At 69.4% G+C, this 26892-nt stretch carries 18 protein-coding genes and 1 riboswitch; of the genes, 11 read left to right on the forward strand and 7 right to left on the reverse strand.

Annotation, left to right across the window (positions count from 1 at the left end; genetic code table 11):
- Positions 1-14 precede the first annotated feature (14 nt).
- The 4 genes from J7520_RS16960 (at position 15) to J7520_RS16975 (ending at position 3334) form a co-directional block, all read left to right on the forward strand.
- Positions 15-995 (forward strand): alpha-ketoacid dehydrogenase subunit beta, encoded by a 981-nt coding sequence (locus J7520_RS16960; RefSeq protein ID WP_291190830.1) that lies wholly within the window; start codon positions 15-17, stop codon positions 993-995.
- A gap of 14 nt (positions 996-1009) precedes the next feature.
- Positions 1010-1366 carry a DUF1304 domain-containing protein gene (locus J7520_RS16965; RefSeq protein ID WP_291190833.1) on the forward strand — a complete coding sequence of 119 codons (357 nt, stop codon included), beginning with the start codon at positions 1010-1012 and terminating at the stop codon, positions 1364-1366.
- Positions 1367-1400: 34 nt separating this feature from the next.
- Positions 1401-2816, forward strand: coding sequence for a dihydrolipoamide acetyltransferase family protein (locus tag J7520_RS16970; protein WP_291190836.1), 1416 nt, complete (start codon positions 1401-1403; stop codon positions 2814-2816).
- 128 nt (positions 2817-2944) lie between these two features.
- Positions 2945-3334, forward strand: coding sequence for a VOC family protein (locus J7520_RS16975; RefSeq protein WP_291190839.1), 390 nt, complete (start codon positions 2945-2947; stop codon positions 3332-3334).
- 126 nt (positions 3335-3460) lie between these two features.
- On the opposite strand, the gene J7520_RS16980 is transcribed toward J7520_RS16975, so the two are convergent.
- Positions 3461-6070 carry a M36 family metallopeptidase gene (locus J7520_RS16980; RefSeq protein WP_291190842.1) on the reverse strand — a complete coding sequence of 870 codons (2610 nt, stop codon included), beginning with the start codon at positions 6068-6070 and terminating at the stop codon, positions 3461-3463.
- Positions 6071-6262: 192 nt separating this feature from the next.
- Here J7520_RS16980 and metK point away from each other — a divergent pair, with 192 nt between their 5' ends.
- From metK to J7520_RS16995, 3 genes are all read left to right on the forward strand, one after another.
- Entirely contained in the window at positions 6263-7462 is a 1200-nt protein-coding gene (gene metK / locus J7520_RS16985) for a methionine adenosyltransferase (RefSeq protein WP_291190845.1), read from the forward strand.
- A gap of 160 nt (positions 7463-7622) precedes the next feature.
- On the forward strand, positions 7623-8654 hold the full coding sequence (locus J7520_RS16990) for a hypothetical protein (protein WP_291190848.1): 1032 nt from the start codon (positions 7623-7625) through the stop codon (positions 8652-8654).
- 197 nt (positions 8655-8851) lie between these two features.
- Positions 8852-11674, forward strand: a complete 2823-nt coding sequence (locus J7520_RS16995; RefSeq protein ID WP_291190851.1) for a hypothetical protein — start codon at positions 8852-8854, stop codon at positions 11672-11674.
- A 101-nt stretch (positions 11675-11775) separates the two neighbouring features.
- Here the strand turns inward: J7520_RS16995 and J7520_RS17000 are convergent, their stop codons facing one another.
- Positions 11776-13230, reverse strand: a complete 1455-nt coding sequence (locus tag J7520_RS17000) for a hypothetical protein (RefSeq protein ID WP_291190854.1) — start codon at positions 13228-13230, stop codon at positions 11776-11778.
- Between the two features lie 123 nt (positions 13231-13353).
- Complete coding sequence (locus J7520_RS17005; protein WP_291190857.1) at positions 13354-14829, reverse strand: hypothetical protein; 1476 nt, start codon at positions 14827-14829, stop codon at positions 13354-13356.
- Positions 14830-15008: 179 nt separating this feature from the next.
- On the opposite strand from J7520_RS17005, the gene J7520_RS17010 reads away from it, so the two are divergent.
- Positions 15009-16244 carry a delta-60 repeat domain-containing protein gene (locus J7520_RS17010; protein WP_291190860.1) on the forward strand — a complete coding sequence of 412 codons (1236 nt, stop codon included), beginning with the start codon at positions 15009-15011 and terminating at the stop codon, positions 16242-16244.
- 232 nt (positions 16245-16476) lie between these two features.
- A riboswitch (S-adenosyl-L-homocysteine riboswitch) is annotated at positions 16477-16553 on the forward strand.
- Positions 16554-16593: 40 nt separating this feature from the next.
- Entirely contained in the window at positions 16594-18024 is a 1431-nt protein-coding gene (ahcY, locus tag J7520_RS17015) for an adenosylhomocysteinase (protein ID WP_291190864.1), read from the forward strand.
- Between the two features lie 136 nt (positions 18025-18160).
- Here the strand turns inward: ahcY and J7520_RS17020 are convergent, their stop codons facing one another.
- Entirely contained in the window at positions 18161-19123 is a 963-nt protein-coding gene (locus tag J7520_RS17020) for an alpha/beta hydrolase (RefSeq protein WP_291190867.1), read from the reverse strand.
- Between the two features lie 394 nt (positions 19124-19517).
- Entirely contained in the window at positions 19518-20072 is a 555-nt protein-coding gene (locus J7520_RS17025; protein WP_291190870.1) for a DUF3228 family protein, read from the reverse strand.
- A 125-nt stretch (positions 20073-20197) separates the two neighbouring features.
- Here J7520_RS17025 and metF point away from each other — a divergent pair, with 125 nt between their 5' ends.
- Entirely contained in the window at positions 20198-21025 is an 828-nt protein-coding gene (metF, locus tag J7520_RS17030) for a methylenetetrahydrofolate reductase [NAD(P)H] (protein WP_291190872.1), read from the forward strand.
- A gap of 18 nt (positions 21026-21043) precedes the next feature.
- Here metF and J7520_RS17035 read toward each other — a convergent pair whose 3' ends face one another.
- Together J7520_RS17035 and J7520_RS17040 are read right to left on the reverse strand one after the other, a co-directional pair.
- The gene (locus tag J7520_RS17035; RefSeq protein ID WP_291190875.1) at positions 21044-23437 is read right to left on the reverse strand and encodes a serine/threonine-protein kinase; all 2394 of its coding nucleotides are present in this window, start codon (positions 23435-23437) and stop codon (positions 21044-21046) included.
- Positions 23434-23988 (reverse strand): ECF-type sigma factor, encoded by a 555-nt coding sequence (locus tag J7520_RS17040; RefSeq protein WP_291190878.1) that lies wholly within the window; start codon positions 23986-23988, stop codon positions 23434-23436. Before J7520_RS17040 ends, J7520_RS17035 begins: the two co-directional genes overlap by 4 nt.
- Positions 23989-24168: 180 nt before the next feature.
- Between J7520_RS17040 and J7520_RS17045 the strand changes: the two genes are divergently transcribed.
- A complete protein-coding gene (locus tag J7520_RS17045) occupies positions 24169-26886 on the forward strand; it encodes an Ig-like domain-containing protein (protein WP_291190881.1) in 2718 nt (905 codons plus the stop codon).
- Positions 26887-26892 lie beyond the last annotated feature (6 nt).

Raw genomic sequence — 26892 nt, forward strand, 5'->3', positions numbered from 1 at the left:
ACGGATACGAGCCCATGGCACAAATCACTCTCATCGAAGCCGTCACCCAGGCGCTCGCCCACGAGATGCGCGTCGACCCCAGCGTCGTCGTGCTCGGCGAGGACGTCGGCGTCAACGGCGGCGTGTTCCGCGCGACGCAGGGATTGCAGGAGAAGTTCGGCGCGGCGCGCGTGATCGACACGCCGCTCGACGAAGCCAGCATCGCCGGCCTCACGGTCGGCCTTGCCTCACAAGGCATGAAGCCGATCGCCGAAGCGCAGTTCGAAGGCTTCATCTATCCGATGATGGAACACATCGCCTGCCACGCCGCACGCATGCGCACGCGCACGCGCGGCCGCCTGACCTGCCCGGCCGTGTTCCGCGCGCCGTGGGGCGGCGGCATCCGCGCGCCGGAGCACCATTCCGAAGCGAACGAGGCGCTGTTCACCAACATCCCGGGGCTGCGCGTCGTGCTGCCGTCGTCGCCGGGGCGCGCCTACGGCCTCCTGCTCGCGGCGATCCGCGATCCGGATCCGGTGATGTTCTTCGAGCCGAAACGCATCTACCGCCAGTACAAGGAAGAAGTGCCCGACGACGGCGAAGCGCTGCCGCTCGACGTGTGCTTCGTGCTGCGCGACGGCAGCGACGTGACCCTGGTCAGCTGGGGCGCGCAGGTCAAGGAAACGCTCGAAGCCGCCGACGCACTGGCCGAACAGGGCATCAGCGCCGAGGTCATCGACGTCGCCACGCTGACGCCGCTCGACTTCGACACGATCCACGAATCGGTGAAGAAGACCGGGCGCTGCGTGATCGTGCACGAGGCGCCGCGCACGGCCGGCTTCGGCGCCGAGATCGCGGCGCGGCTGGCGGACGAGGCGATGTACGACCTCCTCGCTCCGGTCGAGCGCGTGACCGGCTACGACACGCACATCCCGCTGTACCGCCTGGAGATGAAATATCTGCCGAGCGTCGAGCGCATCGTCGCGGCGGTGAAGCGCACGCTGGCGGCGAGCTGAGCAGGAGGCCGCGCGTGAACGCGATCGCGAACCTCCTCGTCGGCCTCGTCGCCTTGCTGCACGGGTACTTCCTCGTGCTCGAGATGTTCCTGTGGACGACGCCGTTCGGACGGCGCGTGTTCTCGCTCACGCCGGAGTTCGCGCAGGCCTCCAAGGCGCTGGCCGCGAACCAGGGCCTGTACAACGGATTCCTCGCCGCCGGCCTCGTCTGGGGCCTCGCCGCGGGCGGCGAAGGGTTCCACATCAAGATCTTCTTTCTCTCTTGCGTGATCGTCGCCGGCGCCTACGGCGCATGGACGGTCAGCCGCAAGATCTTCTACGTGCAGGCGCTGCCGGCGATCGCCGCGCTGGTGCTGCTGCATCTCCACTGACGACGCCGCGCGCGCCGCACCAGGACGAAACTTCATGGCCGACATCAAGACCTTCCACCTCCCCGACCTCGGCGAAGGCCTGCCCGACGCGACCATCGTCGAATGGCTGGTCGCCGAGGGTGCCACCGTCAAGCTCGACGAGCCGCTGGTGTCGATGGAAACCGCGAAGGCGGTCGTCGAAGTGCCCTCGCCCTACTCGGGCAAGCTGACCAAGACCCACGGCAGCGCCGGCGACGTGATCGCGACCGGCGCGGCGTTGGCCGAATTCGAACCCGATCCGAACCTGCCGCAGCGCTCCGAAGCCGAATCGACCGGCCACCATCACGCACCGCCGAAAGCGGCCGGCGCGCCGGCCAAGGGCGCCGGCGCCGAGGCGCCGGATCACAAGGGCGTGGTCGCCTCCGACGAGGGCGGCGAGATCGCCAGCGGCGGCGCCGCTCAGCGTGCCGACGAAGGCACCGTGGTCGGCGCGATGGAATCGAGCGGCCGCGTGCACGCCGAGCAGGCGACCAGCATCGGCGGCGTCAAGGCCGTGCCGGCCGTGCGCGCGCTGGCGAAGAAACTCGGCGTCGATCTCGCACGCGTGCGCCCCAGCGGCGCCGACGGCGTCGTCACGCTGAAGGACGTCAAGGACGCCGCAGCGGCCGGCACCGCAAAACTCGGCGCGGCGCCCGCCGCACCGGTACGCGCCGAAGCGGCCCCGCCCGCGGCCGCTGCAGCACCCGCTGCGGCCGCGCGCCGCGACGCCGAACGCACCACGCTGTCCGCCGCCGGCAAGCCGATGCGCACCACGCCGCCGACGGTGCAGGCCAGCGGCCAGCCGGAACAACTCAAGGGCGTGCGCCGCAACATGGCGCGCGTGATGGCGGCGGCGCACGCGCAGGTGGTGCCGACGACGCTCTGCGACGACGCCGACATCCACGCCTGGCTGCCCGGCAGCGACGTCACCGTGCGCCTGATCCGCGCGCTGGTGCGTGCGTGCAAGACGGTGCCGGCGCTGAACGCGTGGTTCGACGGCGAGAACCTCACGCGCACGCTGCATCCGCAGGTCGACATCGGCATCGCGGTCGACACCGAGGACGGACTGTTCGTGCCGGCGCTGCGCAACGCCGACGTGCTCGACGCCGCCGGCCTGCGCGCGGCGGTGAACCGGCTGCGCACGCAAGTCGAGGAGCGCTCGATTCCCGCCGACGAGCTCAAGGGCTACACGATCTCGCTGTCGAACTTCGGCGTCTTCGCCGGACGCTACGCGACGCCGGTGGTGGTGCCGCCGTGCGTGGCGATCGTCGCGGCCGGCAAGGGCCGGCACCAGATGACGCCGGTGATGGGCGGTTTCGAATCGCATCGCGTGATTCCGCTCTCGCTGACCTTCGACCATCGCGCCGCGACCGGCGGCGAGGCGGCGCGCTTCCTCAAGGCGATGCTCGACGACCTGGCGCTGGCGCAGTAACCGCAAGATGCGCGTGCAACGGGAAGTCCCGTTGCGCGAACTTCAGGCGCTGGCGGCTACAGTCGTCGGGCGGTCGCACCGCGAGTGCGACGCGCGCCATCCGGGGCTTTGACGGTCAGGAGGTTCCCATGTCGCATCGCAGCCGTTTGTGCAGTCTCGTCATCGACTGCCACGTCGACGATCTCGGCCCGGCCACGGAATTCTGGAGCCGGACGCTCGGCAAGAAGATCGCCAGCGTCGATCAGGACGGCGACGGCAAGTACGCCGAACTGGAAACCGCGCCCGACGAGCCGATGATCCTGCTGCAGAAGGTCGACCACGCCTCGCGCGTGCATCTGGACATCGAGACCGACGACCTCGAGGCCGAGGCCGAGCGCCTCGAAGCGCTCGGCGCGAAACGCATCGCCTTCGTGCATGAGCGCTGGTGGGTGATGGAAGCGCCGACCGGCCATCGCTTCTGCATCGTGCGCCGGCAGCGCGAGAAGTTCGGACCGCATCTGAACGAGTGGCCGGACTGAGCGCACCGTCGCGCGGACGGTCGGCGCTGCATCGAAGCGGAAATCCGGGTCCGGCGACTGCGCGACTCGACAAAAAAAGAGGCGGGGTTTCCCCCGCCTCCGGAAGCGCCTGGCGCGATCGTCTTCCTACGGAATCACGATCGGCTCGCCGGCCTTGTTGTACCAGTACTGGTTCAGCGTCGCCGGCGTGCCGTTCGGCCCGGTGGTGGTCAGCTTGACGTAGCCGTAGTTGACCGCGCTGGTCTCCGTGTTGACGAAGCTGAAGCCCAGGTACTTCTCGCCGTCCGTGCGGAACAGGGCGGCATCGCTGTCGTCGAACGTCGAGGACGGACCGATCTCGGCACCCGAGGCCAGCACGGTGCAGCTGGTGCCGTCGCCGACGCAGAAGCTGGTGTCGGCGATCGCCGTGCCCCAGAAGAAGTTCAGCGTCGAACTGCCCCAGGCGTTGAAGTCGTACGCCTGCGCCACGCTGCCGCAGCCGCCGCCGGACGCCGTGCTGCACGTCGCGCCGGTCAGCCAGTTGATGTAGAGGCCGTTGGTGTCCTGCGCGATGGCGATGTCCAGCACGCCGCTGTCGACGATGTTCGGATCGACCTGGTCGCCGTCGAAGCCGTCCTTGAAGATCTCGTCGCCCGGCGGATCGACCGTGAAGGTGACCGGCACCGCGACGACCGCCGTCGCGGGATCGTTGCTGTGCACGCAGAGGTTGGTCGTGTACTCGCCGACCGCGAGCGAGGCCGAGTCGAGCGTCACGGCGACGTCGGTGTCGGCGGCGCCCTGCGCGACGGTGCCGCTGGTCGGTGCTGCGCTGAGCCAAGCCACCGTCGAGGGCGTGGCGCAGCTCGCGTCGTCGGAGGTGTCGATGTTCCAGGTCAGGTCGCTGCCGCCGGCGTTGCCGATCGCCAGTGTCGCGCCGACGCTGGCGCCGATCTCGGCGGTCGCCTCGAGCGTGGTCGGGTCGACGCGCACGACCGGGTCGTCGGTGACGATCGGCACGGTGACCGCGTAGGTGCATCCGGTGTTGCCGCCCTGGTTGCCGGAGTTGTAGGCGGTGGCGATCGCGTCGATCTGCGCCTGCGTATAGCCGAGCGTGGCCGCGGCGTCGATGACCGCCTGCGCGGCGTCCTTCTGGTTGGTGCTGGCGCCGGTGGTCGACAGGCCTTCGAGGAACGCCTTGTCGAAGGTGCTGCCACCGTTGGCCGCGTCGAGCACCTGCAGATTCTTGCGGGCCTCCAGATTGCACGAGGACCAGTACTGGCCCGCGGAATGGATCGCCTCCGTGCGCGCCTGCGCATACGTGCGTATCGTCTGGTAGTTCAGCACGCGCCCGGCCCAGAACGGGTTGTGGCCGTCCCAGCTGTAGACCCAGTTGTAGGCCGTGTCCGCCGGCGTCCACTGGTCGGGGAAGTCGCGGCTGTACGCGCCCGCCAGGTAGTCGCCGGTGCCTTCCGAAAGACCTTCGGTCTGTGACAGGTGGCCGCCGGTGACCCAGTCGTGGATGCCGTGACCGAGTTCGTGGATGAGCACGTCGGCGTCCTGCGCGTCGTCGACGCCGCCCTGGCCGAAGGAGAGATCCTCGCCGGACGGCGAGTAGCGCGAGTTGTCCTGACCGCTGAAACCGTGCGGATCGACGTGCACGCCACCGGGATGGTTGCGCGGCATCGCCGTGACGCCGAGCGTCTGGTTGACGTACTTCAGATAGGTCGAGATGTGGTAGTAGGCCATCACCGCGTCGAAGGTCATCGCGCTGCGCGTGACCGAGAAATCGGTGCCGGGCTGCGACGGGCAGGCGGCATCGTTGGGCGACTCGATGTTCGCGCAGACCATGTACGGGCCGGACAGCTCGTAGTTGGCGCCGTTCTGCGTGATGTTCGGCAAGGTGACCGTGACCAGCGCGTCGGTCAGCTGCTGCGTGTCGGCGTTGTTGCCGTCGACGTAGCCAGTCTGGCCGTAGGTCGCGCGTGCGTGCGAGAGCGGATCGGGAGCGTGCACGGTGCCGGTGCCGTCCACGTAGGCGGCGCGGTCGCGCGCGAGCAGCACGTCGCCGGAGTTCGCGTCGACCAGCACTTCCCAGTCGCCGGTGAACGTGTCCCGGCCGATCGCGTTGACGCGCCAGACGATGCGGTTGCTGCCGTCCGCAGCGACGAACACCATCTGCTTGGTGTTCTGCAGACGCAGCTCGCCGAGACCGAGGTATTGCCTGGCGGCCGCCACGGCATCGTTCGCGCTCTTGCGGACCGAAGCCACGGCGTTCTTCGCCGCCGGACCGGTCAATTCGACCACGCCCTGCACCGACGCGTTGGCGACGTGGACGATCCTGCCGTTCGGCTTGACGGTGACCGCGATGTCGCTGCCGTAGACCGGCAGGCCGCCCGTGCTCTGCGTGAAGCGCACCACCGAGAAATGACGCCCCTCGCGCAGCGAGGTGCGCACCAGCGTGCCCGCCTGCGCGCCGGAGAGGCCGAGCTGGGCGGCGCGGCTGGCGAGGAATTCGCGCGCCATCGCTTCCGGCGCGGCGACGCGCGCGGTGAACTCCGGCCGATACAGCGAAATCGGTACGCCGCTCGTCGAGTAGCGCCCGTCGGCGCGTTCGATGCCGGCCTCGGGCGCCTTGACGCCGCGGGTCAGGGCGGCGCTGGCCGGCGGTGCGTTTCCGAGCGCGGAAACCTGAGACGTGAAACCCAATGCAGCGGCGATGGCGCTGGGCAGTACCGCCGCGCGAATCCAACTTGGCATGATGTTTCCCCATGACTGAGTGAGTGACGAAACCGGCGGTCCGTTCACGCTCCGAATGGCGAACGGGCGCCGTCGCGCCTGCGAGCTGCCGGCGCTGCCCGAGAATATCCCAGGCGTCTGCGCCTGCAATCAGACTCGTGTATGATGCGCGCCCTTTCATCCATCCATCCGTATTGAAGGATATTTGCCGCGATGAGCAACTACCTGTTCACCTCCGAATCGGTGTCCGAAGGTCATCCGGACAAGGTCGCCGACCAGATCTCCGACGCCGTGCTGGACGCGATCCTGGCCCAGGACAAGCGCGCCCGCGTCGCCTGCGAGACGATGGTCAAGACCGGCGTCGCGATCGTCGCCGGCGAGATCACCACCAGTGCCTGGATCGACCTCGAGGCGCTGACGCGCAAGGTCATCCTCGACATCGGCTACAACAGCTCCGAAGTCGGCTTCGACGGCGCCACCTGCGGCGTGCTGAACCTGATCGGCAAGCAGTCGCCGGACATCAACCAGGGCGTCGACCGCAAGAACCCGGAAGAACAGGGCGCCGGCGACCAGGGCCTGATGTTCGGCTACGCCACCAACGAGACCGACAGCTTCATGCCGGCCGCGATCCACCTGTCGCATCGCCTCGTCGAGCAGCAGGCCAAGGTGCGCAAGAAGAAGAACTCGCCGCTGCCGTGGCTGCGCCCGGACGCCAAGAGCCAGGTCACGCTGCGTTACGAGGACGGCAAGGCGACGGCGATCGACGCCGTGGTGCTGTCGACCCAGCACGACCCGTCGGTCAAGCAGAAGGACCTGGTCGAGGCCGTGCGCGAGTACATCTTGAAGCCCGTGCTGCCGTCCAAGTGGCTGCACAAGGGCACCAAGTACCACATCAACCCGACCGGCAAGTTCGTCATCGGCGGCCCGGTCGGCGACTGCGGCCTGACCGGCCGCAAGATCATCGTCGACACCTACGGCGGCTGGGCCCGCCACGGCGGCGGCGCGTTCTCGGGCAAGGATCCGTCCAAGGTCGACCGTTCGGCCGCCTACGCGGCGCGCTACGTCGCCAAGAACATCGTCGCCGCCGGCATCGCCGACCGCTGCGAGGTGCAGGTGTCCTACGCGATCGGCGTGGCGCATCCGACCTCGATCTCGGTGACCACCTTCGGCACCGGCAAGATCGACGACAGCAAGATCGAGAAGCTGATCCGCAACCACTTCGACCTGCGTCCGTACGGCATCATCAAGATGCTCGACCTCGTGCACCCGATGTACCAGGCCACCGCGAGCTACGGCCACTTCGGCCGCGCCCCGGTGCAGGTCAAGCACGCCAACGGCGACAGCTTCACCGCGTTCTCGTGGGAGAAGACCGACAAGGCGGCCGAGCTGCGCAAGGCGGCCGGCCTGAAGTAAGACCGGCGTTCCATTGCCGTGAAACGGGCCGCCGCGTGCGGCCCGTTTCGTTTGCGCGGTCTCGCGACGATCGGCAGACTGAAGTAGCCTAGCGGGCTAACCGCACTCCGCCCGACGCGGGGACGGACCTCCGTCTTTCCACTGATCAGGACCGCCGCCGATGCCGTCTCCAATCCGCTCCGTTCTGTCCAGGCTCGCCTGGGCGGCCGCTGCACTCTGCCTCGGCGCCTCCGCACTGCAGGCCAAGCCGGTCGACCCGCCGCTGGAGCTGCTCTATTCCGACGACAATCGCCTGGTCGCGGGCTCGCTGATCGAGATCAATCCCGCCGGCCGCCTGGTGTTCCAGCGCAAGGACGTGCTCGACGGCAAGAAACCCCGCCCGCCGGAGAAGATCGACGTGCGCGTGCCGAGGACGCTCCTCGATCGGGTCACGCTCGGCGAGCGCTACATCGTCGGCTACGCGACCGGACGCAAGGATCCGCGCGATCCGCTGCACCGGGCGCAGAATCCGGACGGCCCGCAGATGCTCGTCAGCATCGGCCTCGATCCGGCCCTGTTCCGCGACACGCCGCAGGTGCGCGCGCTGCTCGCCACCGCGCGCAGCGAGCGCGGCCGCGAGTCGCGCAAGATGTTCGATCAGCTGATGCAGGCGCTGGCCGGTCCCGATCGCGCGCTGCAGGATCTCGCCGCCGGCCAGATCGCGCTCGACGCCGAACTCGGCGAGCGCCTGCGCGAACACGGCCATGCCACCGTCGAGAAGGTCGCGCGCGATGCGGGCACGCCGCCGGACGTGCGCGCCTCGCTGCTGCAGTCGGCTGCCCTGCGCCCCGCCGATCTCGGCGGCTGGTGGCAGGAGGTCGGCATCAACCTAGTGACAACTACGCCTGTAGGCGGATATTCTGAGGCGTCGCCAGACCCATCGAATTTGGTGCTGACGACGCTCGAGCTGCTCGATCAACACGCGGTCAAGGTTCCTTCCGACGCACTCAAGCGCTGGGTCTGGAGCGCGAATCCTGCGGTGGCCGAACGGGCGAGCCTGATGTTGAGGCGGCAATCCGCGGCTTTGGAGCGTTCGACGATTCAGCAAGCCCTGGCCGACCCGGCGCTGCCGGCGACCACACGCAAGTTCCTCGAAGGCCATCTGCGCCGTCTCGAACGGCTCGATGAGCGCGCCAAGGCAGGAACCGGCTGATCAACGACGGCAGTGGCGACAGGCCACCCCCACAGCGAACGGTAGCCGTCACCTGGGTCAATCGCTGAAGGGGTTCGACAATGAGTAGGTCCTGTTTCGCTCTCGCCGCGCTAGGCGCGGCTCTCCTGTTGCCCGTCGCGGCGCAGGCCAGTGGTACACGCCCGGCCGAGCCGCGCGATCCGCACGCCGCTCCCGACGTGATCCGCGCGGTCCGCCACGACGTCTCCGCGCCGATCCGCGACATCCTGCGCGCCAATCCGCCGCTGGCGCAGCCGAAAGGCACCGAGCAGGAGCCCTACGAGATCCCCAACATCCTGCTCAAGCTCAGCGGCCAGGTCGACAAGACGGCGCAGACGCCGGGCCAGCGGCGCGTGCAGAACGCGCCGAACGGGCTGCCCGCCCCCACGATCGACCTCAGCTTCCAGGCCATCACCTCGACCACCTCGGCCTGCGGCTGCCTGCCGCCGGACACCAACGGCGACGTCAGCGACCTGCACTACATCCAGTGGGTCAATTCGGCCTGGCAGGCCTTCGACAAGACCACCGGCACGCCGGCGCCCGAGACGCCCGCGCCAGTGCAAGGCAACTCGTTCTGGACCGGCTTCGGCGGCAAGTGCGAGACGACCAACTCCGGCGACCCGATCGCGCTGTGGGATCCGCAGGCGCAGCGCTGGGTCATGAGCCAGTTCGTCACCAGCGCGCCGTATGCGCAATGCGTCGCGGTGTCGACGTCGCCGGACCCGTTCGGCACCTATAACCGCTACGAGTTCAACTGGCCGCGCTTCGGCGACTACCCGAAGATGGGCATCTGGACCGACGAGGGCGGCAGCCAGAATTCCTATCTGCTGATCACGCACGAGTTCAACACGTCCAGCCAGTATCAAGGTTCGGCGCTGATCGCGATGGACCGCACCAAGATGCTCGCCGGCGATCCGACCGCCGGCATGGTGCGCTTCCCCGGCTTCGACGCCTACGGCGTGGAACCGCTGCACCTGCTCGGCACGATGCCCGCGCCGGCCAACGCCTGTCCGTCGTTCGTGCATTTCGACGCCGGCACCAGCGAATACCTGTTCTGGGACATGTGCCTGGACTGGACCACGCCGGCCAATACGACGATCACCAATACGCCGAACCGCGTGCAGGGTGCGCCGTTCGTTCCGTTCTACGGCCCGGTCGCCCAGCAAGGCACCGCCAGCGCGCTCGACGCGTTCGGCACGCACATCATGTACCGCGCCACCGCGCGCGCGTTCTCGGCCGATGCGCCGACGCGCGTCTCGCTGGTCGTGAACCACACGGTGACCGGCGACGCCGACCAGGGCGGCATCAACTGGGTGCACTTCAATCTCGACAACGGCGGCACCGCCCCGGCCACGCCGGCCGCGCTCAGCAAGACCATCGTCGACCAGGGCACCTACGCGCCGGACGCGGAGACCCGCTGGATGGGCGGCATCGCCATCGACGGCAGCGGCAACATCGGCGTCGGCTACTCGAAGTCGAGCGCCGCCTCGCGCCCGCAGATCGAAGTCACCGGCCGCACGCTGGATGATCCGCTCGGCACCCTGCGCGACGAGGCGAACTGCACCGACGGCGTCGCCGCCGGCTCGCAGACCAGCAGCAGCGGCCGCTGGGGCGACTACTCGTCGATGAGCGTCGACCCGGTCGACCAGTGCACGTTCTACTTCACCACCGAGTACTATGCGACCACCGCCAGCGGTTCGTGGCGCACGCGCGTGTGCTCGTTCAAGTTCCCGGGCTGCGGCGATCCGAGCTACGCGCTGGTCGCCCAGACGCCGACCCGCATCGAGATGTGCGGCGCCACGGCGACGACGGATCCGTCCTACTCGCTGCGCCTGGGCGTGCTGAACGGCTTCACCGGTGCGGTCAACCTGAGCGCCAGCAACGTGCCGAGCGGCGCGACCGCGCAGTTCTCGTCGAATCCGGTCAACGCACCGGGCAGCACCGACCTGACCATCGCCGGCGGCATGAGCCTGCCTTCGGGCGAGTATTCGATGGACGTCACCGCGACCAGCGGCAGCCAGAGCCGCCACATCGGGCTCGAACTGGGCGTGTCCGCCGATGCGCCGTCCGCGGTGCAGCTGATGGCGCCGGTCGACGCGGCCGGCGACGTCAAGATCCGTCCGCTGCTGAGCTGGGGCGGCATGAGCAACGACCGCATCTTCGGCGACGGCTTCGACGGCACTTCCCTGCCGCCGCTGGGCGGACCCACCGACGCGCTGAGCTACACGGTCGAAGTCGCGACCGATTCGGCGTTCACCAACATCGTCGCCAGCGCCACGGTGCCGACGACCTCGTGGTCGGTCGATCCGGCGCTCAGCAACTCCACGTCGTACTACTGGCGCGTCACGCCGCACAACTACTGCGGCGACGGTCCGGTCTCGGCCACGTTCTCGTTCACCACCGGTGTTCCGGGCCAGTGCCCGGCCGGCACCACGGCGACGACCGTGTTCGAGGACGATTTCCAGAGCGGCGTCAACGGCTGGGTCGCCGCTGGCACCGGCGGAACGGGCTGGACGCAGGGCACGCCGCCGACCGGTACCGGCATGACCGCCACGGTGTGGAAGGTGCCGGACAACACCACCAGCAGCGATCGCACGCTGACCACGCCGGCGATCACCATCCCGAGCGGCGCAGCGGCGGTGTTCCTGTCTTTCGACGCGTACCACAAGTCCGAGCAGGATCCGCCGAGCGGCTGCTGGGACAGCTCGTCGATGGAAGCGAGCACCGACGGCACGACCTTCACCTACCTCGACGGCAGCCATCTGTTCACCGATCCGTACAACGGCCTCGCCTCGCCGGGCGCGCCGCTGGCCGGACGCAAGGTGTGGTGTTACGTCGGCCCCGGTGGCGCTTCGGCGCCGACGCGCTCGATCGTCGACCTCGACAGCTTCGCCGGTTCGAACCTGCAGCTGCGCTTCCGCATGGTCAGCGATTCGAACACGGCGGCAGCGGCTCCCAATGGCCTGGTCATCGACAACGTCAAGGTCGAAGCCTGCCAGTAAGCCGCAGGTTCCAGTGCAATGAAAACGGGCCGCGCAAGCGGCCCGTTTTTTTTTCGTCCGATCACCGCGCGTCTCGACGCGGTGCCGGGCCGCGCGGCGAATCAGTCGCGCGACGCGCGCGGCAGGATCTCGAGGCGCCGGCCCGGCTGCCGCGACGTCGGCGCGGCCTGGAAGCCGTCGGCGAAGATCTGGTCGGTGATCACCGACTCCTCGACGAGCACGAAGATGTCGGTCCCGCCGTTGTGGTCGTCCGGGTCGATGTTGCTCGCATCCGACTCCCACGCCATCGACAGGCCCGACGCGTTCACCGCGAGCGAATAGCCCGATTGCGCGTTGCCGGCCTGGCCCGACGCGTTCGCCGACAGCAGTTCGGGCGCGCCCTGGCCGGGAACGTAGAGGAACACCTGCGGAAAGCGGTTGACCTCGCCGGGGAGCGTGTAATAGCACTCGAGCATCACCGAGCCGATGTCGGAGACGGACGACGTGCGGCAGATGTCGTAGTCGTCTGCAGACACGGCGCCCGGGCGTGGAATCGCCACCGTCGTGCCGCTCTGGCGGTCGCGCAGGTAGACGCCGCTGTTGCCCGTGCTGTCGACGCCGTTCGCGTAGCCGAGCCCGGCGTAGCCGCGAAGCTGGAACGTGATGAAGCGGCCATTGGGCGAGATCGCCGGGCGATACGCGAACGCGCTCGTTCCTGAGGGATGGGCATTGTCGCGGCTGATCAACTCGGTCGTATTCGCCTGCAGGTCGCGCACGTAGATCTGCCCGCTGGTCGCGCCGGGAACCATCGCGGTGCCGCAGTTCATGACGAGGTAGCGGCCATTGCCCGACAAGGCATGCGGCATGAAGGTGCAGCTGCCGCCGCCGTCGGGCTCGTCGATCGATGCGGCCGAAGACGTCGATGCGCTCCCCTCCAACGGGCCGCTGCCGGATGGACTGCCGTCGGACCGGACCGACGCCATCTCCACCGCGCCGGTCTGCATGTCCTTGACGAAGATCTGCGTCCCGGCGCCGGGCGACAGGTCCGGCGAGGACGTGTCGAACACGACGTAGCGGCCATCCGCGGAAATGGCCGGATTGTTGTCGTTCGTACCGCCGCTGACCGCCACGCCGGCCGCGGTCGAGCTGGCAACCACCAGCGCGCCGGTCTGCCGGTCCTTGCGCAGTACCTGCCAGTTCGGGCCATACGGAGTGCTGTAGGTCAGGAACGCGACGTAGCGTCCGTCGCCGGACACGACAGGCGCTTCGCCGCGGAATGCCCCGCTTCCCGAAACCGACAGCTCTTCGATCACGCCGGTATCGAGATCCACGGCGACGGCGCGGTCGCCGTGATAAGTGGAACCGGCCGACGACCAGTTCATCGCATCACTGGAAAACACCACGGTGCGGCCATCGGCGGACACGTCGACGGCGCTGGACGATCCATCGGCCTCGAGGCCGGGGCCGGGCACGAGGCGCGCGTAGAGGAAGTCGGCGCGCGCCGGGACGGACGCAGCGGCGAGCGCCGACAGCGTCAGCGAGGAAGCGAGAAAGCGGCGAGCAGTTGCGAGGTCCATTGCGAGCTCCGGCAGAAAGGTCTCGGACTCCGATACGCGGTTCCGCGCGCGATCTCCGAACGCGGGGCGCGAAAAAAAGGGCCGCGCGAGCGGCCCATTTTTTCCCTTGAGTCACGCCGTGGATCAGTCGCGCGGCGCACCGTCGGCACGCCGTGCCGGCATCACCGGCTTGACCTGAAAATGTCCGGCCCGCGAGCGCAGCGTCGGCGCGGGATCGAAACCGTCGGCGAAGATCGTGTCCGTGACGACCGATTCCTCGACCAGCACGAAGATGTCGCTCGCGCCGTTGTGGTCGTTCGGAGCGATGTCGCTCGCGATCGACTCCCACGCCATCGACAGACCCGACGCGTTCACCGCCAGCGTGTAGCCGGAGGCGCTGTTGCCGGGCTGGCCCGCGCCGTTCACGCTGAGGACCTCGGGCGCACCGGCGCCGGGAACGAACAGCAGGACCTGCGGAAACCGACTGACGCCGCTCCAGTTGTACAGGCAGCTCATGACGACGCTGCCGATGTCGGAAACGCTGGTCAGGCCGCAGCTGTCGTAGTCGTCGACCGGAATCGCGCTCGGGCGTGGAATCGGAATGATCGTGTTGTTCTGGCGGTCGCGCAGGTAGACGCCGCTGTTGCCCGCGCTGTCGGCGCCGTTGGCGTAGCCCAGCCCGCCGTAGCCGCGGTTCTGGAAGGTGACGAAGCGGCCGTTCGGCGAGATCGCCGGCCGGTACGCGAAAGCGCTCGATCCGTTGGGCGCGGACGTGCTGCGGCTGATCAGTTCGGTCGTGTTCGCCTGCAGGTCGCGCAGGTAGATCTGCCCGCCGCTCGCCCCCGGCACCATCGCGGTGCTGCAGGACATGACGAGGTAGCGCCCGCTGCCCGACAGCGCATCCGGCACGAGCCCGCACGCGCCGCCGCCGGTCGGGCTGTCGATCGAGCCGCCGGACGCCGTCTCCGCCGGCGTGCCGCCGTCGTTACCGGCCGGACTGCCGTCGGACCGCACCGAGGCCATTTCCACCGCGCCGGTCAGCATGTCCTTGACGAACACCTGCGTGCCGCCGCCGGCCGGGACCAGGTTCGGCGCCCCGGTATCGAACGCGACGTAACGGCCATCCGCCGACATGGACACGTAGTTGTCGTTGGTGCCGTTGCTGGCCGGCTCGCCGGCGGCGGTCGCGCTGGCCACTTCCAGCGCGCCGGTCTGGCGATCCTTGCGCAGCACCTGCCAGCTCGGGCCATACGAACTGCCGTAGGTCAGGAAGGCGACGTAGCGACCATCGCCCGACACCACCGGCGATTCGCCGCGGAAGACCGTTCCGCTGGGGGTGGCGGAGACGATGTCGATCGCGCCGGTGTCGAGATCGACGGCGACGACGCGATCGCCGTGATAGTCCGAACCGAGCGACGACCAGTTGGTCGCGCTGCTGGAGAACACCACCGTCCTGCCGCTGGAGGAAACATCGACGGCAGTCGAGTCGCCGTTCGGCTCCGAACCCGCCGGTTCGAGGCGGCCGTAGAGGAAGTCGGCGTGCGCCGGATTCGAAGAGGCCAGCGCAGCGGAAAGCGCCAGGAAAAGGGCGAGCGGGCGAGCGGGGACGGCGGACGACATGATGAGCTCCGGATTGGGTTCCGCAGCCTTCTACGCAGTTCCGCGGCGATTCCCCGAATCGACGTCCGCACTGACGATTTTGCGCATCCTGCGCGCTTGCGCTGCCTGCGCGATCCCGCTGATAGCTTTGCCCCCGCAGCCGCGTACTGAAAGGACATTCCCCTGTCGCGGAGTCTTCCATGCTGGCCCCGTTCGTTCGCGCGAGCGCCTTCCTGCTCGCCGCACTCGTCGCTCCATCCCTCCTTGCGCAGAGCGCCGACGCCGATCCGGACCTCGGCCTGCTGCGCGACAACGGCAGCGCGCAGCTCGTCTCCGGCCAGGTGCGCGCGCTGGCGATGCAGGGCACGCGCAAGATCCTCGTCGGCGGCGACTTCGTGCGCACCGCCGACGGCAGCGCACGCACCAGCCTGCTCCGCCTCGACGCGGACGGCACGCTCGATGCGGACTTCCACGTCGAGCTCGCCTCCGCCGGCATCGTCCAGGTCAACGCGATCACGGTCGCGGACGGCTTCATCTACGTCGGCGGCCGCTTCCAGAGCGTCAACGGCGAGCCCCGCTCCAACATCGCCAAGCTGACCGCCGACGGCGAGCTGGTGCCGGGCTGGAACGCCGCCCTCGACGGCCCGACCGACACCGTGCACGCGATCGCCGTCGGCGCCGATGCGGTCTACGCCGGCGGCGACTTCACCGCGCAGGACCTGTGGGGACTCGCGCGCCTCGATCGCGCGACCGGCGCCGTCGATCCGGTCTGGCGCGCGCAGACGCAGGCCTTCGTCACCCCGACGCCGAGCGCCAGCGGTCGCGGCAACGTACGCAGCCTGCTGCACACCGGCACCGATCTGATCGTCGGCGGCTACTTCCGCCAGATCGCCGGGCAGGCGCACGCCAGCGTCGCCCGTCTGTCGCTGACGGCGCCGACCACGCCGGCGGCGGCGTTCCAATCGCCGATCAACGGCGGCGAGCGCTACGTCTACGCGCTGGCGCTGAGCCGCGATCGCAACACGCTGTACGTCGGCGGCGATTTCTTCGCCGGCGCCCAGCAGCACCTGCTGCGCCTCGACGCGCGCCTGGCGACTTCCGACGTGAACTGGAAGCCGCAGCCGAGCGCGCCGGTGCGCGCGCTGGTCCTGCTCGGCGAATGGCTCTACGCGGGCGGCAGCTTCGGCGGCACGCAGCCGCAGGCCTACGCCAACCTCATGCGCGTCGCCTCCGGTGGCGCCGGCGCGCGCGACACCGGCTGGCTGCCCAATCCCGACGGCCGCGTCGGCGCGCTCTACGAGGACGGCGTGCGCAAGCGCCTCTACCTCGGCGGCGAGTTCGCCAAGGTCGGGGTGAGTTCGCGCAATGGCCTGGCGCGCATCGGCCAGGTCGTCGATCCCGACGTGATCTTCTACGACGGCGTCGACATCGAGTAACCGCCGGCCGCCGGCCGCCGCCCGGAACGCCCCAACCTGGCGGCGGCCGGTCGGCCGGCGCCTCCGGCCGCGCGCGATGCGCGCCGAAGACAGATCCGGCACGCCCGCCCGCTGAGCGGCGCAGGGCGAATCCCCGCCCGGCTGCGCGGCGCTCCCGCAGCGAGCGGCGCCAAGCCGCCGGACGGAATAAATCTCTTTATCCGGAACAAGCGATATACTCCCGCTCCAGCCTTCCGCCGAGGGGCGCTGCAGCGGGTTCCCCGCGACGCTCGGCGGACATGCATCCCATTGCAAGGGCGCCCGGTGGGCCTGCGACACGCACGCCGCCACTCGATCCGGAGACCACCCGATGAACGCCGTCGTCAAGAACACCCCTGCGCACGATTACAAGGTGCGCGACCTCGCCCTGGCCGACTGGGGCCGCAAGGAAATCGACATCGCCGAAGCCGAAATGCCGGGCCTGATGTCGATCCGCAAGAAGTACGCCGCCGCGCAGCCGCTCAAGGGCGTGCGCGTGACCGGCTCGCTGCACATGACGATCCAGACCGCCGTGCTGATCGAGACGCTGAAGGATCTCGGCGCCGACGTGCGCTGGGCTTCGTGCAACATCTTCTCGACCCAGGACCACGCCGCCGCCGCGATCGCCGCCGCCGGCACGCCGGTGTTCGCGTGGAAGGGCGAGACGCTCGAGGAATACTGGGACTGCACGCTCGACGCGCTGTCCTTCCCCGCCGGCAAGGGCCCGCAGCTGGTCGTCGACGACGGCGGTGACGTGACCTTGCTGATCCACAAGGGCTACGAGCTGGAGAAGGGCGACGAGAGCTGGGTCAACAGCGCGTCCGGCAGCCACGAGGAGCAGGTCATCAAGAACCTGCTCAAGCGCGTCGCCAAGGAGCGCCCGGGCTTCTGGACCGCCGTGGTCAAGGACTGGAAGGGCGTCTCCGAAGAGACCACCACCGGCGTGCACCGCCTGTACCAGCTCGCCGAAGCCGGCAAGCTGCTGGTGCCGGCGATCAACGTCAACGACTCGGTCACCAAGAGCAAGTTCGACAACCTCTACGGCTGCCGCGAATCGCTGGCCGACGGCCTGAAGCGCGCGATGGACGTGATGCTGGCCGGCAAGGTCGCGGTCGTGTGCGGCTACGGCGACGTCGGCAAGGGCTCGGCGCATTCCTTGCGCGCGTACGGCGCGCGCGTGGTCGTCACCGAGATCGACCCGATCAACGCGCTGCAGGCGGCGATGGAAGGCTTCGAGGTCAACACGGTCGAATCGACCCTCGGCCGCGGCGACATCTACGTCACCACCACCGGCAACAAGGACGTGCTGACGCTCGCGCACATGCAGGCGATGAAGGATCAGGCCATCGTCTGCAACATCGGCCACTTCGACAACGAGATCCAGGTCGACGCGCTGAACACGTCCGGCGCGACCAAGCTCAACATCAAGCCGCAGGTCGACAAGTACACCTTCAAGGACGGCCGCGCGATCTTCCTGCTCGCCGAAGGCCGCCTCGTCAACCTCGGCTGCGCCACCGGCCATCCGAGCTTCGTCATGTCCAACTCGTTCTCGAACCAGACGCTGGCGCAGATCGATCTCTGGGCGAACAAGGACGCCTACGAGGCCAAGGTCTACATCCTGCCGAAGAAGCTCGACGAGGAAGTCGCACGCCTGCACCTGGAGAAGATCGGCGTGAAGCTGACCACGCTCACCGCCGAACAGGCCGCCTACCTCGGCGTGGCGGTGGAAGGTCCGTACAAGCCGGATCACTACCGCTACTGATCGACTTGCAGGTCACTGCAACACGCAACGAGACGGGCGCCGCGAGGCGCCCGTTTTCGTTTACGGCTCCGTCGCGCCTACGGAGCGCAGGCGCGCGGGAGCGAATGACCTTCGGCGAGAGGCGGTGCGCCGCTTCTCATTGTTTCGGAGAAGGCAGCATCCCGATCGCATGCAACCAGGTTTCGACCAACGCAGGCCAGCGCGTGATCGGCTGCGCGGTCGGACGCAGGCCGAACGCATGACCGCCGTGCGCATACAGATGCAGTTCCGTCGGCACTTGCGCCTTCAGCAGCGCGAGGTAGTAGACGATCGATTCGTGCACGTCGTCGACGGGATCGTCCTGTGCCTGCACGATGAACGTCGGGGGCGTCGCCGACCCGACGGGAGCGAGGTTCGTCACTTTTTCCAGATGCTTGCTGTCCCACAGATGGCCTGGGTAGAGCACTATCGAGAAATCCGGTCGCGAGCCCTGCTCGTCTGCGGCGTCCACCGGCGCATAGCGACGCGTAGGCTCGTTGCTCACCGCCGCCGACAGGTGGCCGCCAGCGGAGAAGCCGAGCACGCCGATCCTGTGCGGATCGATACCCCAGTCGTTCGCGCGCGAACGCAACAGGCTGATCGCGCGTTGCGCATCCTGCAGGGCCATCGATACGGGCGGCGTACGTCGGCAGTTGCAGCGCCTGTCCCAATGGTCGCCGGAGCCCGGCACGCGATACTTCAGCACCGCGCAAGTGATGCCGAGTGGCACGAGCCAGTCGCAGACCTCGGTGCCCTCGAGATCGATAGCGAGCACGTTGTAGCCGCCACCGGGAAACACGACGACGGCAACGCCGGTATTGATCCCCTTCGCCGGGAACACGGACAAGGTCGGCCGCACGACGTCCTCGACCGCAATCCACGGTCGACCGGCGACGAGCGACGTCTGCTCGACTGCCCGCTCTTCGCCGCTCACTTCGGGCCGCAGAATGGCCGCGTCTTCGGGCCATAGCGCGATCTGCTCAATGCCGGTCGGGGGCCTCCATTCCGTAGCGTGGACGATCGGCGCGCCTGCAACAGACGCGTTCGCGAGGAGGCAGAGCAATACGAACGATCTGATCACGGCTCGGGCTCCGGACGAGATGCGCAAGCATGCCACGCGAGCATCATCGACGATGCGACAGCAAGCGCTCTGGTGCGCCTCGCCACTCGACGCGAGCCGGGGACGGAAACGGAGGCCGAGCCATCTCTCCTCGCTGCCGGCAGGCGGGCCCAGATGAAGTCAGCATCGGGGTCCAGCCGCGCCACGGCGAAGCCGATGCGAGGGACCTCGATGGCGGTTGCCTGGAAGAACGTACTTGGCTCGCGCCAGGGGTCGTCCATCCGAGCCACCGCCGCAGCGAAACCGTGACAACGGCGCTTCGCCGAACCGGCTTCCTCATCCGCGACGACAGGGGATGCCAGGCAACTCACCGGCCCATGCGGAGCGTCCGCACGATTCGCGCACGGCGACGCCGCTAGCGCCAGTTCGCATTCCGCTCCCAGAACGCCACGCTGCGCCGGTAGGCGGCGCGATCGATCGGCACGCCGGAGCCGCCCTCCTCCACGCCGAGCGCGTTGCGCATCATCGTGATCGGCGCCATCGGGATCTCCTCCGGCTCCATCGTGTAGAGGCAGCCGACGATGCCCCAGTCGGCGTCGATCGGCGCACCCTCCTTCGCCAGCTGCTCGCGGCTGTAGAGGATCGCGACGAGGTAGTTCGCGACCGGCGGCTCGACGCCCTCGAACCAGCGCACCAGCACCGGCAGTTCCTCCGACGAGCGCGCCTCGTAGGCCGAGCGCAATCGATCGCGGTTGTCCTCGGTGACTGGAACGGTCAGGCAGCGCGTCGACGTCCAATTGCGATGGACGTGCAATGTGCAGAATGGCGCGTAGCCGTCGAGGATCTTCAACGGCGGCTCGCTGCCGAGGCGCCGCTCGAACGCTTCCGGCGTGCAGTCCTGGATCGTGTTGCGGCGCGACTCCTTCGGAAAGAGGCGGGTACGGGCGAACGGCGTCAACACGATGGACATGCGGCGAGCGGGCTTTCCGGACGGACTGTGCGGAAGATAGCCTGCGCAGCAGCGCCAGACCTAATATCGCTTCATCGCGACGAAGAGATATATACTTCGCGTTTCCGCTCTTCCGACCCGCCGCGATGCCGCCGATCAGCTTCGAATTCTTTCCGCCGAAAACCGACGAGCAGAAGGCGACCCTGGAAGCCGCGCTGCCGAAACTGAAAGCGCTCGATCCCGACTACGTCAGCTGCACCTTCGGCGCCGGCGGTTCGACGCTGTCGTACACGCCGGAAACCGTGCGCCACCTGCGCGAGGAACACGGCCTCGACGCCGCGCCGCATCTTTCCTGCATGGGCGGCACGCGCGAGGAGATCCGCCGTCTGCTCGACCAGTACAAGGCGATGGGCTGCAAGCGCATCGTCGCGCTGCGCGGCGACCTGCCGTCCGGCATGGCCAGCTACGGCGATTTCCGCTACGCCAGCGAGCTGGTCGAATTCATCCGCCGCGAACGCGACGGGTGGTTCCACATCGAAGTCGCCTGCTATCCGGAAGTGCATCCGCAGTCCGACGACGCGCTGGCCGATCTGCGCCACTTCAAGACCAAGGTCGCGGCCGGCGCGGACGGCGCCATCACGCAGTACTTCTACAATCCCGACGCATATTTCCGCTTCGTCGATGCCGCGCGCCGGCTCGGCGTCGAGGTGCCGATCGTGCCCGGCATCATGCCGATCGCGAACTTCACCCAGCTGCGCCGCTTCTCGGACATGTGCGGCGCGGAAATCCCGCGCTGGCTGGCCAAGCGCCTGCACGCCCTCGGCGACGACGTGGAGTCGATCCGCGAGTTCTCCGCCGACGTGGTCGCCGAACTGTGCCGCCGCCTGATCGAAGGCGGCGCGCCGGGCCTGCACTTCTACACGCTCAATCGCGCCAAGGCGACGCTGGCGGTGATCGACCGCATACGCGCGTAGCGCACCGGACTCCTCGCTTCACGGCGAGGAGCCGTCCGGCACGGCGGCGAGTCCGCCGATTTCGTCCAGACGCCGCTTCGCCTCGGCGATGAAGTTGTCCTGCCCGCGCGTCGCGCGGAGCCGCTCGTAGGCCTCGCGCGCCAGCGCCAAGCCGGCGGCCGCGTCGCCGGTGTGCGCCTGCAGCCAACCGAGCGCGCTCTGCGCGTCGAGCAGTTCGCCGTAGTCGGGCGCGTAGCGCGCCTGATACAACGCCACCGCCTTCTGCGCGATCGGCAAGGCTTCGGCGTGCCGCGCGGCCAGACCCAGCGCGAGCGCGTACTTCTTCGCCGCGCGCGCGGTGACGTAGTTGGCCATCGGCTCGGCCAGCGCGTAGGCGCGGCCGGCGTACGCCAATGCGCCCTCGCGATCGTGCTGCTCGATGCGCAATTGGGCGAGCTTGGTCAAGGCGTCGATCACGCTGCGGTGCGACTCGCCGTACAACTCGATCTTCATCGCCAGCGAATCGCCGAGCGCGCTTTCCGCCTCGGCGTAGCGGCGCAGGCGCGTCAGCATCGCACCGCGGTTGCTGAGCTGGGTCGCCAGCGCGAGTCCGCCGCGCGGGCGATCCCGGCGCAGCAGCTCGATCGAACGGCCGTTCAAGTCGAGCGCGCGCTCCAGCACGCCCTGTCCGTACTCCACCGAGGCGAGATCGCCGAGCGCATAGGCGCGCGGCTTGATGGCGTCGTCCGGCAGCAGGTCCAACGCGCGCAGATGCCATTGGCGCGCCTGCTCCGGACGGCCGCTGCTGAATTCGACCTCGCCGATGCGATTGGCGATCTCGCCGCGCTGCCGGGCCGTGCCGGAACGCTCGGCGAGGACCTGCGCCTGCGTCAGCGCCGCCGATGCCTCGGTGTACTTGCCCTGGTTCCACAGCGTCACGCCGAGCACCAGGCGCGCGTCGATCTCGGTGGCGACGTCGCGTGCGCGCAGCGACGCCTGCACCGCGCGCTCGGCGCTCTGCAGCGCCGGCTCGTAGCGGCCGAGCTGCTGCAGCGTCTGCGCCAGCGTCAGCTCGGTCAGCATCGCGCTGGCCGGATCGTCGCGCAGTTCGCGCTCGACGCGCCGCTGCGCGCGGTCGAGCGCCTCCGCCACGGTCGCGTCGCGCCCCATCTCGGCCGGATCGCCGGCCGCCAGGACCGAATTGAAGAACTCGTTGATGCGATCGGCGCGCTCGCGCTGCGCCTGCGCGCGCCGCAAGTCGAGCAGGGTCAGCGCGACGAAGGCGGCCAGCAGCGCGGTCGCGCCGAGCGTGCCGGCGAGCGCGTAGCGATGACGCCGCACGAAGCGCCGGCACCGATAGAGGAGGCTGCCGCGGCGCGCAAGCACCGGCCGGCTGTCCAGATAGCGGCGCAGATCGTCGGCGAGTTCCGCCGCGCTCGCATAGCGCCGCTCCGGTTCGCGCCGCATCGCCTTCAGCACGATCGCCTCGACGTCGGCCGGAACGCGGCCGAGGCGCGACGGCGGCGTCGGCTCTCCTCGCGCGATCGCCTGCAGCAGCGCCGCGTCCGATTTCGCGGCGTCGAACGGTCGCACGCCGGTGACCAGCTGGTACAGCAGCGCGCCGAGCGAATAGACGTCCGTCGCCGTGCCGAGCGCGCGGCCCTCGATCTGCTCGGGGCTGGCGTAGGCCAGCGTCAGCGCGCGCGTGGCGGTGCGCGTCTGCTCGGCGCCGGCTTCGAGCGGGCGCGCGATGCCGAAGTCGAGCAGCTTCGGTTCGCCGGCCGCGGTGACCAGCACGTTGCCGGGTTTCAGGTCGCGATGGATCACCAATTGCGCGTGCGCGTGGCTGACCGCCGCGCAGACCTTGAGGAACGCCTCGATCCGCGCCGGCAACGCGCGCTCCGCGCACCAGCGGTCGATGGCGCTGCCGTCGACGTACTCGACCGCCAGGAACGGCTGGCCGTTCGCCAGCGTGCCGGCATCGACGAAATGCGCGATGTTGTCGTGGCGCAGCCCGGCGAGGATGCGCTGCTCCTCGCGGAAGCGGCGCGGGCTCGCGCTCGCGGCGGTGCGCAGCAGCTTCAGCGCGACGAGCTGGCGCACCTCGCCTTCGGCGCGCTCGGCCAGATACACCAGGCCGGAACCGCCCTCGCCGAGCGGACGCAGGATGCGGTATTCGCGCGGCGCCAGCGCGGCCAATGCGGTGCCGTCCAGCGGCCAGTGCGCTGCCCCGACGATGCCGTCGCGCTCGTCCGCGGCATCGCCCTGCGCGGCGCGCAGCATCCATTCCGCCTCCGAACGCAGCGCCGCGTCGTCGGCGCAGGCGCGATCCAGCGCGGCGGCGCGCTCGGGCTCGGGCAGGTCCAGCACGGCGTGCGTGATGCGCAGCGCGCGCGCGTAGCGATCGGCGGCCGGATCCTGCGTCGCGCTCATTCGCCGGCCATGCGCTGCGCGAGCCAGGCACGCGCGATACGCCAGTCGCGCACGACGGTGACGCGCGCGACGCCGAGGACGTCCGCGATGTCCTCGATGCCCATGCCGGCGAAGCACTTCAGCTCGACGATGCGCGCCTGCCGCGCGCTACGCTGCGCCAGCTCGCCGAGCAGCGCGTCGAACAGCAGCACGTCCGCGCGCGCGCCGGTCTGCGGCAGGTCCGCCAGGTCGAGCGGCGGCTGGCGCTTGCGCGCGTCGCGGCGGCGCGCCTCGTCGACGAGGATGCGGCGCATCGCCTGCGCGGCCATCGCGACCAGCGCGCGGCGCCCCACCTTCCACACTTCGTCGCGCTCGCGCAGGCGCAAGTAGGCCTCGTGCACCAGCGTGGTCGTCTGCAGGCCCGCCTCGCGCCGGCGCAGCGCGCGCGCCGCGATCGATTTCAGCTCCAGGTAGACCAGCGGCATCGCCGCATCGAGCGCGGCGGCATCCGCCTTGCCGGTCCAGCCGGCGAGCAGGCGGTCGATCGCCTCGATGTCCTCGGTCTCCCCCATGCCGGGATGGTAATCCAGTCGTCGGCGAGTGCGGACGCGGCGGGACCGTTGCCGTCGCCACGCGCGCGAGCGCCGTCGTCGACCCGGTCCGATCGCGGCGCCGATGATCCGGTTTTCGCCCGGTTCGCGATGTATGAGGGCAGGCGCCGACGCGCCTGCCACGCCACAGGGGGAAAACCAATGTCGACCGATCGCTTCCACGAAAATCTTCACCACGCCGCGCGAGGAACCCGGCGCGCGGCGTTTCGTCCGCTCGCCGTCGCGATCGCGTTCGCGCTGCTCCCGGCGCCGGCGGCGCGCGCCGCGACGATCGTCGTCACCAACCCCGGCGACACGACGATCGCCGCGCCCGACACCTGCACGCTGCGCCAGGCGATCCAGTCGATGAACACCTCGACCCTGAGCGGCGACTGCGTGAACAGCGGCGGCGCGTTCGGCAGCGGCGACACGATCCGCTTCGCCGCCGGCATCCACACCGTCACGCTCGCCGACGCGCCCGCCAACCAGCTCACCGTGCTCGACTACGACCTCACGATCGACGCCGGCGCCGGCCGCAACGTCACCGTCGAAAGACCCGTCGACGCGCAGAACGAATTCACCGTGATCGCCGCGCGCAACTGGCGCCAGGTCACGCATTGGCAGGCGCTGCCGGGCCGGCTCACGCTGATCGGACTGACCGTGCAGAACGGCGTCGCCAACCAGGACACGACCAAGTACGGCTATTCCGGCGGCGGCGTCGCCGGCCTGCAATCGCACCTGACGCTGGAACGCTGCGTGGTGCGCAACAACCAGGCCACCGCCGGCGGCGGCGTGTTCGCGGCCGGAGGCTCCAGCTCGCTGACGCTGCGCTCGAGCCTGATCAGCGGCAACCGCGCCGAGCAGATCGCCGGCGGCATCGGTTCCAACAACGCGATCTCGATCACCGACTCGACGATCGAAGGCAACTGGGCCGACGACATGGCCGGCGCGATCATGACCACCCGCGGTCCGCTCACCCTGGTCAACTCGACCGTCAGCGGCAACATGGCCGACGACGCCACCGCGATCCAGGTGCGCGATCCCCGCCATCCGGTGACCCTGCTCAACAGCACGATCGCCTGCAACAGCGCGTTCGCCGGCCCGAGCAGCACGCGCGCCGCGATCGACGTGCTGAGCACGTCCTACACGAGCATCAACGCGATCAGCACGATCCTCGCCAACACCAGCAACACCGCGTGCACGACGGCCACCGCGCGCGAGATCCGCGTCCCCAACGGCTCGACGCAGATCGCCGGCGAGCGCAACCTGCTGGTCGGTGCGAACGCGATCGACGCCAGCGCTCCGTTCGCGAACACGCCGTCGTTCGGCGATCCGAAACTCGGCGCGCTGCAGGACAACGGCGGCGCGACGCCGACGCGCGCGCTGCTGCCGGGCAGTCCGGCGATCAACGCCGGCAGCAACCCGTCCGGCCTCGCCCACGACCAGCGCGGAGGCGACTACGCGCGTGCGGTCGGCGGCAGCGCCGACGTCGGTGCCTACGAGTTCCCGTACGCGGGCCTGTGCGGCAGCGCGCACGGCGGCAGTTTCGTGAACCTCGGGCCCGCTTCGCCGGGGCTGTGCTCGTCGAGCGCGTTCCTGCAGGGCGGCCTCATCGGCTCGGGGCCGTGGGTGTGGTTCTGCGCCGCCAATGCCGATCCGTCCAGCAACGAATTCTGCCGCGCGTCGGTCGCCGCGACCGCCGCCCTGGGCGTGACCAATGCCGCCGGCAATCCGATCGGCACGTCGATCTACGGCGAGCCCCTGCGGCTCACGTCGATCGTGAGCGGCGGCGCCTCGTCGCCGACCGGCTCGGTCTCGTTCTTCGACGCGACCGTCGGCAACTACGTCCCTCTGTGCGTCGGCGTCCCGCTCGGCAACGGAGCCGGCGCTTCGTCCGCGCTCTGCGACGTGCCGGTCAACGCGCTCGGCGTCGGCCCGCGCGTACTGAAGGCCGTCTACGGCGGCAGCACCGTCTACGGCAGCACCAGCAGCGCAGGTGTCCCGCTGACGGTCCAGCCGGCCTCGTCGACGACGGCCTCGCCCGTGCTGACGCCCGATCCGGTCACGATCGGCACCCCGCTCGGCGTGACGGCGCAGGTGACCGCGAATGCGCCGAGCCTCGCCGGCCCTCTTGGCGAGGTCACCGTCGAAGACCAGACCGACGATCTCTCGTGCCGCTACGACCTCGCCGATCCGGAGCCCGGCTGCACACTCACGCCGCTCAGCGCCGGCCTGCACACCGTGCTCGTCACCTATCCGGGTGACGGCAACATCGGCTCCAGTTCCGCCACGACGATCGCGACGGTCCTGCGTGCGGGCACGACGACGACGATCGCGGCGCCGGCGGCGATCGCCTTCGGCCAATCGGTCGAGGTCGCGGTCGACGTCGCCGGCGCGGTCGCGATCGGCGCGCCGGGCGGCAGCGTCCTGGTCAGCGCCGGCGCGAGCTCGTGCTCCTTCGACCTGGCGAGCGCGACGCGATGCACACTGACTCCGCTCGCGCACGGCGCGCTGGCCTTGCAGGCTTCCTATGCCGGCGATGCACGCTTCGAGGGCAGCGACGCGAGCGTTGCGCTCGACGTCGTGCCGCACACGATCGGCGGCACGCTCGCCGGGCTGACACCGGGCAACAGCGTGGTGCTGCGTCTCGCCTACGACGGCGGGGCGGAAGAACTGTCGCTCGCCGAGAACTCGGCTTTCGCGTTCGGCGCCGCGGTTCCCGCTGGCGCGAACTACACCGTCAGCGTGCTGACGCAACCGGCCGATCCGCCGGAGGTCTGCACCATCGCGAACGGCTCCGGTTCGATGGGCGTGGAGAATCGCGACGACGTCGTGGTGACCTGCATCGATTCGATCTTCGCCGACGACTTCGATCCTTGATCGGCA

Origin of the sequence: Dokdonella sp., from assembly GCF_017744955.1 — a bacterium.
Lineage (GTDB): Bacteria > Pseudomonadota > Gammaproteobacteria > Xanthomonadales > Rhodanobacteraceae > Dokdonella_A.

Coding starts and splice junctions, on each gene's coding strand:
- J7520_RS16960 (WP_291190830.1), top strand. CDS start 15: ATGGCACAAATCACTCTCATCGAAGCCGTCACCCAGGCGCTCGCCCAC.
- J7520_RS16970 (WP_291190836.1), top strand. CDS start 1,401: ATGGCCGACATCAAGACCTTCCACCTCCCCGACCTCGGCGAAGGCCTG.
- J7520_RS16975 (WP_291190839.1), top strand. CDS start 2,945: ATGTCGCATCGCAGCCGTTTGTGCAGTCTCGTCATCGACTGCCACGTC.
- J7520_RS16980 (WP_291190842.1), bottom strand. CDS start 6,070: ATGCCAAGTTGGATTCGCGCGGCGGTACTGCCCAGCGCCATCGCCGCT.
- metK (WP_291190845.1), top strand. CDS start 6,263: ATGAGCAACTACCTGTTCACCTCCGAATCGGTGTCCGAAGGTCATCCG.
- J7520_RS16990 (WP_291190848.1), top strand. CDS start 7,623: ATGCCGTCTCCAATCCGCTCCGTTCTGTCCAGGCTCGCCTGGGCGGCC.
- J7520_RS17000 (WP_291190854.1), bottom strand. CDS start 13,230: ATGGACCTCGCAACTGCTCGCCGCTTTCTCGCTTCCTCGCTGACGCTG.
- J7520_RS17005 (WP_291190857.1), bottom strand. CDS start 14,829: ATGTCGTCCGCCGTCCCCGCTCGCCCGCTCGCCCTTTTCCTGGCGCTT.
- J7520_RS17010 (WP_291190860.1), top strand. CDS start 15,009: ATGCTGGCCCCGTTCGTTCGCGCGAGCGCCTTCCTGCTCGCCGCACTC.
- ahcY (WP_291190864.1), top strand. CDS start 16,594: ATGAACGCCGTCGTCAAGAACACCCCTGCGCACGATTACAAGGTGCGC.
- J7520_RS17025 (WP_291190870.1), bottom strand. CDS start 20,072: ATGTCCATCGTGTTGACGCCGTTCGCCCGTACCCGCCTCTTTCCGAAG.
- metF (WP_291190872.1), top strand. CDS start 20,198: ATGCCGCCGATCAGCTTCGAATTCTTTCCGCCGAAAACCGACGAGCAG.
- J7520_RS17035 (WP_291190875.1), bottom strand. CDS start 23,437: ATGAGCGCGACGCAGGATCCGGCCGCCGATCGCTACGCGCGCGCGCTG.
- J7520_RS17040 (WP_291190878.1), bottom strand. CDS start 23,988: ATGGGGGAGACCGAGGACATCGAGGCGATCGACCGCCTGCTCGCCGGC.
- J7520_RS17045 (WP_291190881.1), top strand. CDS start 24,169: ATGTCGACCGATCGCTTCCACGAAAATCTTCACCACGCCGCGCGAGGA.